Consider the following 17,382-nt stretch of genomic DNA (forward strand, 5'->3'; position numbering starts at 1 on the left):
TGTAATTGAAATGGTATTATCTTGTAATTTTTGAACTTTTCTTTAAAAAAATATTAGTTTATATTTTCGAATTTATAAACCGTTGTTTGATGGTATTCGTCACCTTTTCTTAAAACCGAATTTGGAAAATGTTCCTGATTTGGTGCATCCGGAAAATTTTGAGTTTCAAAACAAATTCCGCTTGTGGTATGGTAGTTTATATTTTCTTTTCCTTTTAATGTGTCAGAACATTTACCGCCTACATATATATGTACACTTGGCTGATCAGTGTAAACGCTCATTTGCAAATTATTTTTAGCACTGTATAATTTTGCAACAGCATTATTTGTAGCTTCAATTACAAACGAATTGTCAATAATTGCCGGACATTTTTTAGTCGTTCTAAAATCGAAATCATGATTGGCAAGAGCAGTAAAGTTTCCGCTTGGGATATTAACTGAATCTGTTTCCAGCATTTTTTCAGCATCAATAAACATGGTCTGATCCAGAACATTTCCGTCATGACCATCAAGATTAAAATAACTATGATGCGTCAAGTTGATAACCGTATCTTGTGTTGTTGTCGCTTTGTATTCCAGCTTGAGTTCGTTGTCTTCGGTTAAAGTATAGGTTAAATCAACGTGTAATTCTCCCGGAAAATTTTCGTCTAAATCTTCACTCAAAAGACTCAGTGTAATCGACGGATTATCGCCTGAAGTAATATTGGTAACATTCCATACCTTTTGTCCAAAACCAACATTTCCGCCATGCAATGCATTTCCGTTATTGTTGATGTTCAACTGGTATGTTTTGTCGTTTAATTTAAAAGAACCTTTACTAATTCTTCCTGCATAACGGCCAACAGTGGTCCCAAAATAAGGAGCACCTGGTAAATTATAAGAAGCCAGATATGATTCTAAAGTATCAAAACCCAAAACAACATCAACAAGTTTACCATTCGAAACCGGAATTTGTAATAAAGTTACAGTAGCGCCATAATTAATGACCTGAACTTTCATTCCGTTTTTATTAGATAATTCAAAAGAAAGAATTTCTTCCTTATCGGGCATTAAACCAAATGATTTAGATGCAGATCCGTTTTGAAAATGCGATATATGTTTTATTTCCATATTATTTTTGCCAAAAGTGAAATCCAAAAATAGAAACATTATTTACGTTTGCATACCAGTACCTACCAGTTTTTTGTATATTGCACCAAAATTTCCTTTTTTATGAATATTATTTCGATTCAGAATAACATTGGTTTGCCAAAATATAAGCAGATAATTCTGTCAATAGAAAAAGCAATTGAAGAAGAAAAACTGGTAAAAGGCGACCGGCTTCCGTCTGTGAATAAAGTTTGTCTGGCTTTTTCATTATCGCGTGATACCGTTTTATTAGGATACGATGAACTCAAAAAAAGAGGTATTATTTACGCCATTCCCGGTAAAGGATATTACGTGAAAAGCGTTGAAACGACTATAAAACAGAAGGTTTTCTTATTATTTGATGAATTAAATAGTTTTAAGGAAGACATCTATAATTCGTTTTTGCAGCATATTGGAAAAAATGCTCAGGTCGATATTTTCTTTCATCATTTTAATGTTCCCGTTTTTCAGAAACTCATAAATGACAGTAACGGAAATTATACAAAATACATCATCATGCCCACCAACTTAAACGATGTAGCTAAATTGATAAAAACCCTACCAGTAGGCGAAGTTATCATACTGGATCAGACCAATCCGGATCTGAAATTGTATCCCGCAATTTATCAAAATCATGAAAAAGATATTTTTGAAGGTTTGCTTAAAGGAAAGTTGAGACTGGGTAAATATGAAAAGCTGATTTTGATTTTCCCGGGTTTCAGAGAACCACTCGGAATGAAAATTGGGTTTGAAGCTTTTTGTACGGAATATGATTTTGAATACGAAATCATCACTGAATTTACCGACCGCGAAATTACTTTGGGCGATTTATACATTATCCCGAATGATCGTGATTTAGTACGCGTAATCGAAAAAGCAAGAGACCAAAACCTGAAATTAGGAATCGATCTCGGAATTATATCCTATAATGAAACACCATTAAAAAAGATTGTCGCCAACGGAATCACCACAATTTCGACCCATTTTGAAACAATGGGAAAAATTTTGGCAGATATGGTCCTAAAAGGAAAGAAAGAACAAATAGAAAACAAATCATCTCTTATGATGCGCAATTCTTTGTAAAGAGGAAAATATTATTTTAAGCGATTGGTTTAGTCCCTACGGGACATTTTGGAATATGGACGATATTGTATTTCTACCAACATTTAATCTCTACGAGATATTTCATTTCGCATAATTTGAGAATTTTTTCCGCCAATCATTTAGATTGGATAACTCCGCTAGGAGTTAAAGGTTGGTAGCATATTAAATTATCACCCCACGCAAATGTCCCGTAGGGACATCTCTATCCAATTTCCAATCTCCCGTTATGTTTTATTTTTTTATTTGACAAACCAATATCTCACAATAAAAACCAATAATCTATTAAATCCCTAATTTTTTAATTAAAAAAATAACGAAACAATTTTTTTGTTTTTGTGAAATTATTTTACATACATTTGTAAATGTAAATTTTACACTTATTATTTGTTTTGATTTTGCTTTATAAAAATAGGATATGTTCTATTTTGAAATTTAGTAAAAACTATTACAAATCTGCTATTAAATAAACCAAACCAACTTGAAATTAACTTAGAAATGAATAACAAAATAGACCAATTATCGGCAGATAATATAAGAGCTTTGGCTATTTCGATGGTCGAAAAAGCAAATTCCGGACATCCGGGAGGATCAATGGGAGGCGCAGATTTCATGCATATTTTATATTCTGAATACTTAAAATACGATCCAACTGATATGAACTGGATTTTCAGGGATCGTTTTTTTATGGATGCGGGACATCTTTCGGCTTTGATGTATGCACAATATCATTTGCTGGGCAATTACGAAAAAACAGATCTTGAAAATTTCAGACAATGGGGTTCTGTAACTCCGGGACATCCTGAAATTGATGTAAAAAGAGGTATCGAAAATACATCAGGACCATTGGGTCAGGGACATGCCATGGGCGTTGGAGCAGCTATTGCGGCTAAGTTTTTATCAGCAAGATTTGAGAATTTATTCGATCATAAAATTTATGGTTTTATAACCGATGGCGGCGTTCAGGAAGAAATTTCGCAGGGAGCCGGAAGAATTGCAGGACATTTAGGATTGAACAATTTTATTATGTTTTATGATTCGAATGATGTGCAGCTTTCTTCGATGACAGATGAGGTTACGACCGAAAATACAGCCATGAAATACGAATCATGGGGATGGAAAGTGATTACCATTGACGGTCATAATCACACTCATATTCGTTCAGCATTAAACGCTGCTCATGCTGAATTAGAAAGACCAACTCTAATTATTGGCCGCACCATAATGGGAAAAGGTTGTGTAACGGCAGATGGAACGATGTACGAAGGACAATGCGAATTGCACGGAAAACCTATTGGCGCTACAAAAGCCAATTTCGAAAAAACATTACTGAATTTAGGTGCCAATCCTGAAGATTCATTTGCGATTTATAAAGAGGTTGAAACGCATTATAAATCAATTTTAGAAAATAAAACAGAAGAAGCGGCAAATAGAAAAATACAAATTTCGGCCTGGGAAAAACAAAACCCAAAATTGGCTGAAAAGATCAAACAGTTTTTTAATGGAGATTTACCGGCATTGGATTTTAGCACAATTGCTCAAAAAGCCAATGCGGCGACCCGAGATGCATCGGCGGCAGTTTTAGGATATCTGGCTGAAAATGTAGAGAACATGATTGTGTCTTCTGCCGATTTATCGAATAGTGATAAAACAGATGGCTTCCTGAAAAAATCATCGGTTTTACAAAAGAATAATTTTAGCGGAGGATTTCTGCAAGCCGGTGTTGCGGAATTAACGATGGCAGCAATTGCTAACGGAATCGCGCTTCACGGTGGTGTAATTCCGGTTGTGGCAACATTTTTTGTGTTTTCAGATTATATGAAACCGGCGATTCGTTTGGCCGCCATTCAGGAATTACCGGTAAAATATGTGTGGACACATGATTCTTTCCGCGTAGGCGAAGATGGTCCAACGCACCAGCCTATTGAGCAGGAAGCTCAGATTCGATTACTAGAAAAAATTAAAAATCATTCGGGAGATCAGAGTTTATTGGCTTTACGTCCGGCAGATTCTGTAGAAACTTCTGTAGCCTGGCAAATGGCGCTCGAAAATAAAAAAACGCCAACTGGTTTAATTCTTTCGAGACAAGATATAAAAGATATTCCAACAAACGGAAGTTCAAGATTTGAAGAAGCTTCTCAAGCCAAAAAAGGAGGTTATCTGGTACAATCAAATCCAAATCCTGACGTCACTTTAATCGCAAACGGATCTGAAGTAGCAACACTTATCGAGGCTGCAAAAGAACTGGCACAGGATTTTAAATTAAGTATAAATGTGGCTTCTATTATTTCAGAAGGGCTTTTTAGATTTCAGTCTGCGGAATATCAGGAAAGTGTTATTCCAAAAGATGCTTTGGTTTTCGGACTTACCGCCGGACTTCTGGTTAATTTAGAAAACCTTGTTGGTACCAAAGGAAAAGTATTTGGTTTAGACCATTTTGGATATTCGGCTCCGGCATTAGTTTTAGATCAGAAATTTGGATTTACCAGCGAAAATGCCCGTAAAGAAATCCTGAAATATTTAGAAAATAACAATTACAACTTATTAAAATAATAGAAAGACATGAAATTTTTTATAGACACAGCAAATTTAAAAGATATTAAAGAAGCCAATGATTTAGGCGTTTTAGATGGTGTAACCACAAACCCTTCGTTGATGGCAAAAGAAGGAATTACCGGAGCTCAGAATATTTTAGATCATTACATAAAAATTTGCGAATTGGTTGATGGTGATGTTAGTGCCGAAGTTATCTCGACAGATCTTGATGGTATGGTAGCTGAAGGTGAAAAACTGGCAGCTTTACATCCGCAGATTGTGGTAAAAATCCCGATGATAAAAGATGGTGTAAAAGCAATCAGGTATTTTTCGAATAAAGGAATCAGGACCAATTGTACTTTGGTATTTTCTGCAGGTCAGGCTTTATTGGCAGCAAAAGCCGGAGCAACTTATGTGTCGCCATTTATTGGCCGCTTAGATGATGTTTCGACTGACGGAATGGTTTTGATTGAAGATATCAGACTGATTTACGATAATTACGGTTACGAAACCCAAATTTTAGCGGCTTCTGTTCGTAACGTAATGCACATTATCAATTGTGCAAAAATAGGATCAGATGTTATTACCGGGCCATTAAGCGCCATCGAAGGCTTATTAAAACATCCTTTAACGGATATTGGTCTTGCCACTTTCCTGGCAGATTATCAAAAAGGTAATAGTTAATTAGAAGACTTTTTTGGCCCACGGATTTAAGGGATGAAATAGATCAAAGCAGATTTTAAATTTAATGGATAGCTCAATTAAAATTTATCATATCAGTTCAATTGATAAATAATATAAACTGTAAAGATCTGTTTGTTTCAAATCCGTGACCAAAACTTAAAATAATAATTTTGTTAGTTTTTAATAGTAGTTTTTTTGAAGAAAAAACCCTGAAAGTTTGTGGCTTTCAGGGTTTTATTTTTTTAAGCCCACGGTTTGTGCGGGTGATGCAGATTGACGCGGATTTTTTATTTTAATTTGTTCGATTTGTGAACTAAACTTAAGGAATAATTTTTTCTTCTTTTTCTTCTTTTTTTCTCTCGCAGATTTAGCGGGTTTTTTTAAAATTTTCATCTGCCTGATCTGCTAAATCTGCGAGAGAAATTATGATATAGCTATTTGACATTTTTATAAAAAAAATAAAATCAGCGAAAATCAGTTCAATCCGTAAAGTCAGCGTGCCAACTTTTACAAATTCAATACAAAATCGTTGAGTAATTTCTCTTCGTATTTTTCTTTATTAAAAGTATACAGATAAGATCCTTTTCGGGAAGACTGCATATCTTTTTCATCCAGTTTATTCAGGATTTCTAAAGAATTAATCTTGCTGATAAAATTTCGTTTGTCTAATTCTTTACTCAATATAGCTTCGTATAATTCTAACAGCTGACGCATCGTAAACTTTTCAGGCAGTAATTCGAAACCAATTGGTTTGATCGAAGTTCTGTAACGAAGTCTTTTAATGGCGTTTTGCACCATTTCGTTATGGTCAAAAATTAAATGAGGAGCATCTGCAATACTAAACCATTGTGCATGATAATTTTTAATCAGTTCAGCATTATGATTTTCGATATTAATCAAAGCATAATAGGAAACTGAAATGGTTCTTTCGACAGGATCACGATCGATTTCGCTGTAAGCATATAGTTGCTCCATATAAATATCGTTTAAACCTGTATACGTATTTAAGATTCTGATTGCAGCATCATCCAACACTTCATCTCGTTTTAAAAAACCTCCAATCAAAGACCATTTTCCCTTTTCAGGCTCAAAATCTCTCTTGATCAAAAGGATTTTCAACCCTTCACTGTCGAATCCAAAAATGATACAATCTACTGCTAATAAGACTTTATCTGCAGAACTATAACTGTTTAGCATATTCAATTTTTTATTGGTAAATATATAAACTTCCTAATACGTTTCATAATTTATTAATGTAGATTTTACACTTAATAAGTTTGTCTTTTTCAAGAAGTTCAATAATGAGTTTTTTACAGTCAAATTTAGACCACAATTTATCTTTTTCAATCGTTTTCGCGACAAAAAAGCTTTGATTTTATCAAAAAACAATTCATCTGTCGAAATTTAAAAGAACCTAAAGAGGATTTTATTTACAAAAATAACAAATTTTTATGCTTCAAATATCCAATAAATAACTCATTTGTTAATTTTTTTTATAACTCATTTTTTTGAGTAAAAAGTTGCTTTTTAATGAAAAGTGTTGGTTTTACACAAATTATAGATCAAAAAGCTCTTTTTTTTGAAAATAACATTAATTTTTAAATGTTGTTTTTACACTTAATTTGTGATATGCATTTTTTTTACCTCCTTTTTTTGCCATATTAATTTGTTTTTAAGCTTTTTTTTTATTTAAATTTACAAATGTAAAATTAACACTTATAATTATACGCTAACCAACTTAAACTAACCAGTATGATAACAAACCAAAAATTATTTTTTTACTGCAATTTTTTATTGCCAAAAAAAGAATGGCTTGTAGCATTTATGATGCTATTATTTTCCGTAAATCAAATGTCGGCTCAGGACAAAGTGATTACCGGAATTGTTACCTCGGCGCAAGACAAACTGCCTTTGCCGGGAGTAAACATTTTGATAAAAGGAACCAAAACCGTTTCTACAACAGGTTTTGATGGAGAATATTCGATTAAAGCATCTCCAAACGATGTTTTAGTTTTTTCATTTATAGGATTTCAGAATCAGGAATTAACAGTAGGAAACCAATCTAAAGTAAATATTACTTTAAGCGAAGACACCAATAAACTAAATGAAGTAGTAGTTGTAGGATACGGTACACAAAAGAAATCTAATCTTACAGGTTCAATAAGTGTTGTGGATATGGAATCAGCTAAAAAGACGATCACCTATGATCCTGCAAAAATGCTTCAGGGCCAGGTTGCTGGTGTTACAGTACAATCATCAGGAGAACCCGGAGGCTTTGTAAATGTAAAAATTAGAGGTATAAATTCATTTACAAACAACAATCCTCTTTTTGTTATTGACGGAATGATTGTTGATAGTCCAAATGATTTTGCGCCTGGTGATATCGAATCAATGCAGGTTTTAAAAGATGCATCATCGGCCGCTATTTATGGTGTTCAGGGGGCAAACGGGGTTGTAATCATTACCACTAAAAAAGGGAAGAACGGAAAATTAGATATAAAATATAAGTCATTAGTCGGGCTCCAGAATGTGGCTAAAGAATGGGACTTGACTGATAGAGTTGGATACCAGAAAATTACAACAGCTGCCGAATTAAATGCCGGATTAACTGTTGCTCCTGGAAATAACCCAACGAGTCCTTCTTATATAAAAAATGTAAATACAGATTGGCAAAAGGAAGCTTTTCAAACTGGGATTGTCCAAAATCATTCACTTACCCTTAATGGAGGAGCTGAAAATTTAGGATACAATATGAATGTAGATTATTTTAAAAATACCAGTTATTTAAATTCTCCACAAGATTATGAAAGAATATCGACCAATTTAAATTTATATGGTAAAAAAGGGAAATTTAAATATGGCTCTAAGATAGGTTATACACAATCTGACAAAGAGAATTTCAACGAATATAATGCAGGTCAATCAGCGATTGTTGATTTGCTAGGCGCTATTCCAACAATGCCTGTTTATGATCCAAACAGACTTGGCGGCTACGGAGGTACTGATGTTTTAACGCAAAGGGCTATTTCGATGAATGTAATTGGGTTTAATAATTTAATAACGAATAACGGAAAAAGAAATCGTTTCATTGGAGATATCTGGGGAGAACTTGAAATTGTCAAAGGTCTTAAATATAAACTAGATGTAAGTTATGATAGATTAGATTGGCAAAATAGAAAATTTAATCCACCAAGCAATTTAGGGTGGTACTATATTACAACGAATGAGAAGGCGGCATTAGATCTTGAAACAGGAAATCAGACAAGAACATTCCTGAATAATTTATTGACATATGAAGTTTCGCTTGGAAAGCATAAAATTGATGTTTTAGGCGGATGGATTCAGGAGAAAAAGGATTTTTATAGACTTTGGAATAAAGGTGTTGGCTATACGCCGGGAGAGATCAGTCAACTTCAATATGCTGACTCAAGAGATGGAGGAGAATATAAAAATACGATTACGAATATTTCGTATTTAAGCCGATTAAATTATTCTTACGATGATCGTTATTTTATTACTGGAAATTTCAGACAAGATAAAACATCACTTTTTAGTGAAGAGAATAATACGGGTAATTTCTACTCTTTTTCAGGGGCGTGGAAAATTAGTAATGAAAAGTTTATTCACCTACCTGAGTGGTGGAATACTATTAAAGTTAGAGGAGGTTATGGTATTTTAGGTAATAATACGATTGGTGCTTATGGCTATTCTCCAACTATTAATGCTTTTGCAGGATACGACTTTAATAATAAATTAGCACCTGGAACTACAGTAATTAGTGCTATTGATCCAAATGTTCACTGGGAAGAAACTTCGACTTCGAATGTAGCTCTTGAGTTAGGATTTTTTAATAATGACTTACAAGTTACAGCAGAATATTATCAAAAAAAATCAACAGATTTACTAATTGGAGTTCCGTTGCCTTTTTCAACGGGAGCGTTCCCTGCAAATGTTGTAACAAATGCCGGAGCAGTTAGAAATAGCGGTTTAGAATTTACAGCAAGTTATAACAACAATCGCAATAAGTTTAAATATAACATTTCAGCTAATCTAGGAACTTTAAAAAATAAGGTGCTACAAATTGGTTTAGACGGAAATCCTATTTATGGAGCAGCGTCAAAAACAGAAGTGGGAAGATCTATTGGTGAACTTTATGCTTATGAAACGGCAGGGATTTTTCAGAATGCGGCTGATTTAGCAGCTTCGCCAACACAAACGAATGCAGGTGTTGGAGATCTTAAATTTAGGGATGTAAATGGTGATGGAAAAATTACAGATGCAGATAGAACTTTTCAGGGAGTTGCCATTCCAAAATACAGTTACGGACTTAATTTTAGTGCTAATTACAAAAACTTTGATTTCTCTATGTTTTGGCAAGGAAGCGGTGGGAACAAGGTATTCAATGGATTGTACCGTAATTTAATGGCAGAACAATACGGAAACAGTAGTGTTGATGCATTGAATTACTGGACCCCAACAAATACAAACACAAATGTGCCACGTCCGATTATTGGAGATCCAAATGCAAACGCAAGAGATTCTAACAGATTTATTGAAAGTGGCGATTATATCAAATTGCAGACATTAGAAATCGGGTTTTTAATTCCAGTTCCTAAAGATACTTTTATTCAGAAAGCGAAGATATTTGTTAATGGGCAAAACTTATTGATTATTAGTAAATACAAAGGTTATGATCCCGATTTTAATTACAATGATGGATTATTTTCCAGAGGATACGATGCGGGATCTTTCCCTAATCCAAGAACAATTTCTATGGGTGTTGAAGTAAATTTTTAAAACTAGCCTAATCAATTAAAACGTATTAAAATGAAATATAAAATATTTAACTATATAACGGCTTTCTTTTCAGTAGCCGTGTTAACAACAAGTTGTGTTGATAATGAAGATTTACTTCAGGTTGATCCAAATGTTGAAACGGCAGCATCATTTTGGAAAACAGATGAGGACGCGATTGCAGGTATAAACGCTGTTTATAGTAGTTTATTAACAGATGGTACTTATATGCGAAGTACACCTTTATTACTAGATGCAAGATCTGATGATGCTCGTACTAATAGTCCATGGCCATCTATGTACAATGTTGGGCATTTCAACTCAAATGTTGCGGATGCGGCAATTTACGGCTGGGCTTACGAAACCTATTATCAGGGAATTTACCGTGCTAATCAAGTTTTGGCAAATGTTCCAAATATCGAAATGGCAAATGGGGCGCTAAAAAGCAGAATTTTAGGTCAGGCTTATTTTTTGAGAGGACTTTACTTATTTCATGCAGTAAACATGTTTAAAAACGTGCCGGTTCCAACAGACATTGCAGTTAAATATCCACAGAAAACAGAAGCAGAAGGTTGGGCACAAGTCATTGCAGATTTTACAGCTGCGGCTGAGTTATTACCTACTTCATACGCTAGTGTTTCAGGTTTAGATAGCGGGGAGGCAGGACGCGCAACAAAGGGAGCAGCTCTGGGGTACCTGGGAAAAGCTTATTTGTTTACTAAGGATTTTGAAAAAGCCAAAGCTACTTTCAAACAAGTTATTGACTTAGGCGTTTATTCATTAGTATCAAATTATCGCGATAATTTTACTACTGCTAATGAAAATAATTCAGAGTCACTTTTTGAAGTACAAATGAGTAGAGAGGCTGGAGGCGTTGCATTAGGCTGGGGAGGTATTCCAGCTTCAAATTGGGGAAAAACTTCAGCACGTGCTATCACTTATGCAGCAAGAGGTTTTGGATGGACAGATGTTCAGCCTTCATTTGCATTATTCAATGAATTTCATGAGGAGAAAACTCAATCAGGAGATCTGGATCCTCGTTTAGATGCCACGATATTTTACAATAAACCAGGCGGAATGAAATTGTATGGACAAGATTTTGCAACTTACTATGAAAAAAGTCCAGCTGATTTGAATGATATATTTTGTAGAAAATATCAAAATTCAGATGGAGAATTTGAAAGCGAAATGGATTGGCGTTCTGGAATCAACGAGCGTTTGTTGCGTTATGCAGATATTCTTTTGATGTATGCCGAAACTTTAAACGAAACAGGTGATACTCCCGGAGCATACGGATACATTCAGATGGTAAGAAACAGAGTTGGTTTGCCAGATCTGGCAACAGTAAAACCAGGTATGTCACAAGCCCAAATGAGAGAACAGCTAGGTCACGAAAGATTCCTGGAGTTTCCTCTTGAAGGACACCGTTTTGATGACATTCGTCGTTGGGGATGGTTACAGGATGCTACAAAATTAGCCTGGCTAAAATCGAGAGATGCTGAGTTTAATTCGTATACACCAGGAAGAGAATTTTATCCAATTCCGCAATTAGAAATGGATAATAATCCGGGAACAAAACAGAATGACAGTTATTAAGTTTTCAGTTCCGGTCGCAGTCTCAGTGTTTAGTGCGACTGAAAACTGAGACTAAGATTTTATTTGAATTAGTTAGAATACTTAATATCATGTAAGGGCCTAAAAACCTTTACATGATATTATCTTAAAAACAGAAATTGAGATTGCAGAGATATAATAATTACACCTTAACTAAAATTATAACCAATGAAAACAATTACAAGTTTAGTTTTATTAGCAGTATTATTAGCAAGTTGCCAAAATGAAGATCTTATAAATCCTTCAAATGAGGACGCAGCCGCGGTTGTAGATACTCAGAATTCTCAAGTAAAAAACTTAACAGCCAAAACTGTTACAGGAAAAGTTCCCTCACACGATCCTAGTACAATTGTAAAAAGTGGCGTAAACTATTATGTATTTACAACAGGAGATAATATACCCATGACATATTCAACAAATCTAACAAGTTGGACTTGGGGAGCATCAGTATTTACTTCGACTCCAGGTTGGATCACAGGATATGTCCCCGGTTTTGTAAAAACATTTTGGGCACCAGATGTAGCCTGGTTCAATAATCGATGGAATATGTATTATTCATGCTCCACTTTTGGTTCCGCAACATCAGCAATTGGGTTGGTAACTGCTCCGGCAATAAGTGCTTCGGCGGGAACAACCTGGACAGATAGAGGTGTAGTGGTTTCATCCTCATCAGCTTCAGATGTGAATGCAATTGATCCTTCAATTTTAGTAGACGGAAGCAATGTTTATATGGCATATGGTTCCTGGCATGCCGGAATTGGAGTCATCCAGATTAATCCTTCAACAGGAAAAACGACAGGAAGCAAAACGATTGTTGCCGGCGGAAGCAGTGCAAGTTGGGAGGCGCCTTGTTTGATAAAAGAAGGAAGTTATTACTATATGTTCGTAAACCGAGGTAGTTGCTGTAATGGCGTAAACAGTACCTACTATATTGTAGTAGGCCGCTCAACAAGTCCGTTTGGCCCCTATGTTGATAAAAACGGAGTGAATTTAAAGAACGGTGGCGGAACAACAGTTTTAGCAACACAAGGAAATTATATCGGACCAGGTCATTTATCCAGAATTGTCGGAACTCAAAAAGGATCAGTTCATTATTATGACGGAGCCGACAGCGGAAATCCCAAACTCGAAATTGTATATTTTACATGGTCATCAGGATGGCCATCACTTTCTTATTAAAAATACTATTTAGAGGAAAGTTTCACGAAGCTTTCCTCTTTATAACTTATAAAAACACATTATGAAAAAAATACTTTTAAGCACATTTCTTTTTACCCTTTTCACTCAGGTTAATTTTGCTCAAAATCAAACTACAGTAGTTACTATTAAAAATAATGCTGATGCCCCAACTATTGACAAAAACATTTACGGGCATTTTGCAGAACATTTAGGACGTTCTATTTATGGAGGTTTTTTTGTGGGAGATACATCCAAAATTCCAAATACAAAAGGAGTTAGAAACGACATTGTTAAAGCTTTAAAAGAATTAAAAATTCCGAATTTAAGATGGCCGGGCGGATGTTTTGCAGATACCTACCACTGGAAAGACGGAATTGGACCACAACAGGAAAGACCAACTATTGTAAACAAATGGTGGGGTGGTACAACAGAAGATAACAGTTTTGGGACGCATGATTTTCTTAACATGTGCGAATTGTTGGGTGCCGAACCTTATTTGTCAGGAAACGTAGGCAGCGGAACCGTTCAGGAATTAGCGGATTGGGTGCAGTACACCAACTTTAGCGGCAAAAGCCCAATGAGTGATTTGCGTAAAAAGAACGGAAGAACTGAACCTTGGAAAGTAAAATTCTGGGGAATTGGAAATGAAGCCTGGGGTTGTGGAGGAAATATGACAGCAGAATATTATGCTAATGAATACCGCAAATACGCCACCTTCATGTCAGATTGGGAAAATACAGGCGGAATTACCCGCATTGCATCAGGATCAAACAGTGCCGATTATAACTGGACAGAAGTTTTAATGAAAAACATTCCGATCAATATGTTAGGCGGAGTTGGAGTACACCATTATGCCGTTATCGATTGGGGTAAAAAAGGCGACGGTGTAAACTTTACCGAAGACGGCTATTTTCATACCATGCAATCTGCCTTAAAAATGGAAGAATTGGTAACCAAACATTCTGCTATAATGGACAAATACGATCCGGAGAAAAAAGTAGCTATGATTGTAGACGAATGGGGAGCCTGGTATGAAGTAGAGAAGGGAACAAATCCTGGATTTTTATACCAACAAAATACGATGAGAGATGCGGTTTTGGCCGGAGCAACGCTTAACATCTTTAACAATCATGCTGATAGAGTTCGTATGGCAAACCTGGCACAATGTGTAAACGTTTTACAAGCGGTAATCCTTACGGATAAAGCAAAAATGATTACAACGCCAACCTATCATGTCATGAAAATGTATAGCGTTCATCAGGATGCTAAATTATTACCAATTGATTTTCAGTCACCATTATACACTTTCAACGGAGAATCACTTCCGGCAGTTTCGGCTTCGGCATCAAAAGACAAAAGCGGATTGGTTCATATTTCATTAGTAAATGTAGATGCTAAGAATAAAAATAAAATAGAAATTGATGTCAATAATCTGGGCGTTAAAAACTTCACAGGAACAATTATAACATCAGCTAAGTTACAGGATTATAATTCATTCGATACTCCAAATAAAATTGTACCAACAGTTTTTAAAGCTTTCGAAAATAAAAAAGGAAAATTAGAAATCACAATTCCTCCTTTCTCTGTAGTAGTATTAGAAGGAAAATAACAAGCTAAAAAAATGAAAAAATCAAAATATATAATAAAAATAGCCTCGTACTTAGGGCTGCTTTTATTTGTTTTTGCTGCAGTGAGCTGTTCAAAAGATGATCCTGCAACAAATGAAAATCCTGATCCACCGGTAGTGGTGGATCCACCGGTAGTGACGCCTGCTTTTCCGGGACCAACTTACGCAGATAATTACACCTCATTATCAGGTTGGGGAAGCCGAGCACAATGGAATTTAGCCAACGTTCATGATCCATCTGTAGAAAAATCAGGAGACTATTATTATATGTACCAAACCGATGCTTCTTACGGGAATGCAACAGATGGTCACGGACATTTTTTTTACAGAAGATCCAAAGATTTAATCAACTGGGAATTTATGGGACCTTCAATGACCGAAGCTCCGGCCTGGGTAAAAGATTCTTTAAACAATAAAAGAGCCAGAATGTCTCCTGCTTTGCCACCCATTACAAATCCTAATTATGGATATTGGGCGCCTTGCGTTCGAAAAGTAGGTAATATTTACAGAATGTATTACAGTATTGTAGTAACAAATCCTATTGTAGGCACAGATACCAATACTTCCTGGACAGAACGCGCTTTCATTGGCTTAGCCGAAACAACTGATTTAGCATCTAACAATTGGGTAGATAAAGGAATGGTCGTTTGCTCTGAACCTGATGGCGTAAAAAGCTATGTTCGAAACGGAGGAAACGATTGGGATGCTTATTTTAAATTCAACGCCATCGATCCGAGTTTTATTCAGACCCCTGAAGGCGATCAGTATTTAATTTACGGTTCTTGGCATTCCGGAATCGCAGCTTTAAAACTGAACCCGGCAACAGGAAAACCGGATAAATTAAAAACCATTGACGATTACGGAGTACGAATTGCAGGACGCGGTAACGTAAATTCAAACCGCTGGCAAGCACTCGAAGGACCTGAAATTATTTATAATCCGGAGACTCAATATTATTATTTATTTCTGGCTTATGATGAATTATCAGTTGCTTACAATACACGTGTAGCACGTTCAAAAAGTATCTTGGGACCTTATCAAACCATTACCGGAACCAGTATTACAAACGGAGCCGATTGTTTCCCAATGTTAACACATCCATACTCTTTTAAAAATCATACAGGCTGGGTGGGAATATCACATTGCGGAATTTTTCAAAACCCAGAAAACAAACAATGGTATTACGCTTCTCAGGCACGTTTGCCGGAAGGAGTTCCGGGAATCGCAGTTTCGAATGCCGTAATGATGGGACACGTTCGTGGGATTCAATGGACAGAAGATGGCTGGCCGGTTGTAGAAGCAGAACGTTATGCAGGAGTACCGGCAACCACGATTTCTGAAGCTAGTTTTATTGGAACATGGGAACAAATAACCATGAATTATCAATACAAAACCATTCAAAAATCAATTACCGTTTATTTAACCGCCGATAAAAAAGTAAGCGGAGATGCAAATGGAACCTGGTCATACGACAGCGCCAAAAAAATCTTAACCATAAACGGAGTAAAATGTAATGTAACCGATGCCTGGGATTGGGAATCTGCCACCAGAAAAGTGACTTTGAGTTATTCAGGTTTAACGGCAGGCGGATTACCGGTTTGGGGAAAAAAGATTAATTAGAAAATTTCAATTTTTAAAATTCTAAACATTAAATAATAGCCACAGAGTAAAAGATTAAAAAGATAAAAATCTGCTCAATCTGCCAAATCTGCGAGAAAAAATATTTAACACATAAAAACTATGTTTTAAAATAAATTATAATGAAAAATATAATTACGACCATATCACTTTTACTTACTTTCTGTCAAACAGTTCAAAGCCAAATTGATCCCGCAAAATTCAATAATCCAATAATCAAAGATCAATATACAGGCGATCCTGCGGCATTAGTTTATAAAGATAAAGTCTATCTATACGCGGGTCATGACGAAGCGCCAAACGATTTTAATTTTTATAAAATGAATGAATGGGTAGTATATTCTTCATCAGATATGAAAAAATGGGAATCGCATCCGGTGCCGTTAAAAACAACTGATTTTGCTTGGGCAAAAGGAGATGCATGGGCTTCACAAGTTATTGAAAGAAACGGAAAATTTTATTGGTATGTAACCGTTGAGCATGGATCAGTACACGGAAAATCAATTGGAATTGCAGTTTCCGACAGTCCAACAGGGCCTTTTAAAGATGCTTTAGGAAAAGCGCTGATTACAAACGATATGACCAAATTTACCGATATAAGCTGGGACGATATCGATCCAACGGTTTATATCGATACTGATGGACAAGCCTATTTGTTTTGGGGAAATACCGCTTGTCATTATGCAAAATTAAAAGAAAATATGCTGGAATTAGACGGTCCAATTCAGCACATCGATTTGCCGCATTTTACCGAAGCGCCATGGATTCATAAACATAAAGACTGGTATTATTTATCATACGCGTATGAGTTTCCTGAAAAAATCGCCTACGCCATGAGTAAGTCTATTACAGGTCCTTGGGAGTTCAAAGGAATCCTGAACGAATTAGCCGGGAACAGTAATACCAATCACCAGTCAATTATAGATTTTAAAGGACAATCGTATTTTATTTATCACAACGGAGCGTCAATTCCGCATGGAGGAAGTTTCAGAAGATCAGTTTGTGTAGACAAATTGTATTATAATAAAGACGGAACGATGAAACGAGTGGTGATGACCTCTGAAGGAATAGTGAAGTAATTAA

12 protein-coding genes are annotated in these 17,382 nt (G+C 35.6%); 9 read left to right on the plus strand and 3 right to left on the minus strand.

Going from position 1 to position 17,382, the window contains the following annotated elements:
• Positions 1–53: 53 nt before the first annotated feature.
• Positions 54–1,109, minus strand: coding sequence for an aldose epimerase family protein (locus tag IRZ78_RS02865; RefSeq protein WP_194615094.1), 1,056 nt, complete (start codon positions 1,107–1,109; stop codon positions 54–56).
• Between the two features lie 102 nt (positions 1,110–1,211).
• On the opposite strand from IRZ78_RS02865, the gene IRZ78_RS02870 reads away from it, so the two are divergent.
• From IRZ78_RS02870 to fsa, 3 genes are all read left to right on the plus strand, one after another.
• Positions 1,212–2,210 carry a GntR family transcriptional regulator gene (locus IRZ78_RS02870; protein WP_194615095.1) on the plus strand — a complete coding sequence of 333 codons (999 nt, stop codon included), beginning with the start codon at positions 1,212–1,214 and terminating at the stop codon, positions 2,208–2,210.
• Between the two features lie 516 nt (positions 2,211–2,726).
• On the plus strand, positions 2,727–4,781 hold the full coding sequence (locus IRZ78_RS02875; RefSeq protein WP_194615096.1) for a transketolase: 2,055 nt from the start codon (positions 2,727–2,729) through the stop codon (positions 4,779–4,781).
• 9 nt (positions 4,782–4,790) lie between these two features.
• Positions 4,791–5,447: a fructose-6-phosphate aldolase gene (gene fsa / locus IRZ78_RS02880; protein ID WP_194615097.1), complete on the plus strand. Its 657-nt coding sequence runs from the start codon at positions 4,791–4,793 to the stop codon at positions 5,445–5,447.
• 234 nt (positions 5,448–5,681) lie between these two features.
• Here the strand turns inward: fsa and IRZ78_RS02885 are convergent, their stop codons facing one another.
• Positions 5,682–5,840: a hypothetical protein gene (locus IRZ78_RS02885; RefSeq protein WP_194615098.1), complete on the minus strand. Its 159-nt coding sequence runs from the start codon at positions 5,838–5,840 to the stop codon at positions 5,682–5,684.
• A 114-nt stretch (positions 5,841–5,954) separates the two neighbouring features.
• Positions 5,955–6,644, minus strand: coding sequence for an NUDIX domain-containing protein (locus IRZ78_RS02890; protein ID WP_194615099.1), 690 nt, complete (start codon positions 6,642–6,644; stop codon positions 5,955–5,957).
• Positions 6,645–7,199: 555 nt separating this feature from the next.
• Here IRZ78_RS02890 and IRZ78_RS02895 point away from each other — a divergent pair.
• The 6 genes from IRZ78_RS02895 to IRZ78_RS02920 all read left to right on the plus strand — a co-directional run bounded on the left by IRZ78_RS02895 (position 7,200) and on the right by IRZ78_RS02920 (position 17,378).
• A complete protein-coding gene (locus IRZ78_RS02895) occupies positions 7,200–10,244 on the plus strand; it encodes a TonB-dependent receptor (RefSeq protein WP_194615100.1) in 3,045 nt (1,014 codons plus the stop codon).
• A 30-nt stretch (positions 10,245–10,274) separates the two neighbouring features.
• Positions 10,275–11,837 carry a RagB/SusD family nutrient uptake outer membrane protein gene (locus IRZ78_RS02900; RefSeq protein WP_194615101.1) on the plus strand — a complete coding sequence of 521 codons (1,563 nt, stop codon included), beginning with the start codon at positions 10,275–10,277 and terminating at the stop codon, positions 11,835–11,837.
• 186 nt (positions 11,838–12,023) lie between these two features.
• A complete protein-coding gene (locus IRZ78_RS02905; RefSeq protein WP_194615102.1) occupies positions 12,024–13,034 on the plus strand; it encodes an arabinan endo-1,5-alpha-L-arabinosidase in 1,011 nt (336 codons plus the stop codon).
• Between the two features lie 61 nt (positions 13,035–13,095).
• On the plus strand, positions 13,096–14,643 hold the full coding sequence (locus IRZ78_RS02910; protein WP_194615103.1) for an alpha-L-arabinofuranosidase C-terminal domain-containing protein: 1,548 nt from the start codon (positions 13,096–13,098) through the stop codon (positions 14,641–14,643).
• Between the two features lie 12 nt (positions 14,644–14,655).
• Positions 14,656–16,281, plus strand: a complete 1,626-nt coding sequence (locus tag IRZ78_RS02915; protein WP_194615104.1) for an arabinan endo-1,5-alpha-L-arabinosidase — start codon at positions 14,656–14,658, stop codon at positions 16,279–16,281.
• A 140-nt stretch (positions 16,282–16,421) separates the two neighbouring features.
• Positions 16,422–17,378, plus strand: a complete 957-nt coding sequence (locus IRZ78_RS02920; RefSeq protein ID WP_194615105.1) for a glycoside hydrolase family 43 protein — start codon at positions 16,422–16,424, stop codon at positions 17,376–17,378.
• Positions 17,379–17,382: the final 4 nt, after the last annotated feature.

The organism is Flavobacterium sp. CSZ (assembly GCF_015350725.1).
Lineage (GTDB): Bacteria > Bacteroidota > Bacteroidia > Flavobacteriales > Flavobacteriaceae > Flavobacterium.

Coding starts and splice junctions, on each gene's coding strand:
- IRZ78_RS02865 (WP_194615094.1), bottom strand. CDS start 1,109: ATGGAAATAAAACATATATCGCATTTTCAAAACGGATCTGCATCTAAA.
- IRZ78_RS02870 (WP_194615095.1), top strand. CDS start 1,212: ATGAATATTATTTCGATTCAGAATAACATTGGTTTGCCAAAATATAAG.
- IRZ78_RS02875 (WP_194615096.1), top strand. CDS start 2,727: ATGAATAACAAAATAGACCAATTATCGGCAGATAATATAAGAGCTTTG.
- fsa (WP_194615097.1), top strand. CDS start 4,791: ATGAAATTTTTTATAGACACAGCAAATTTAAAAGATATTAAAGAAGCC.
- IRZ78_RS02885 (WP_194615098.1), bottom strand. CDS start 5,840: ATGAAAATTTTAAAAAAACCCGCTAAATCTGCGAGAGAAAAAAAGAAG.
- IRZ78_RS02890 (WP_194615099.1), bottom strand. CDS start 6,644: ATGCTAAACAGTTATAGTTCTGCAGATAAAGTCTTATTAGCAGTAGAT.
- IRZ78_RS02895 (WP_194615100.1), top strand. CDS start 7,200: ATGATAACAAACCAAAAATTATTTTTTTACTGCAATTTTTTATTGCCA.
- IRZ78_RS02900 (WP_194615101.1), top strand. CDS start 10,275: ATGAAATATAAAATATTTAACTATATAACGGCTTTCTTTTCAGTAGCC.
- IRZ78_RS02905 (WP_194615102.1), top strand. CDS start 12,024: ATGAAAACAATTACAAGTTTAGTTTTATTAGCAGTATTATTAGCAAGT.
- IRZ78_RS02910 (WP_194615103.1), top strand. CDS start 13,096: ATGAAAAAAATACTTTTAAGCACATTTCTTTTTACCCTTTTCACTCAG.
- IRZ78_RS02915 (WP_194615104.1), top strand. CDS start 14,656: ATGAAAAAATCAAAATATATAATAAAAATAGCCTCGTACTTAGGGCTG.
- IRZ78_RS02920 (WP_194615105.1), top strand. CDS start 16,422: ATGAAAAATATAATTACGACCATATCACTTTTACTTACTTTCTGTCAA.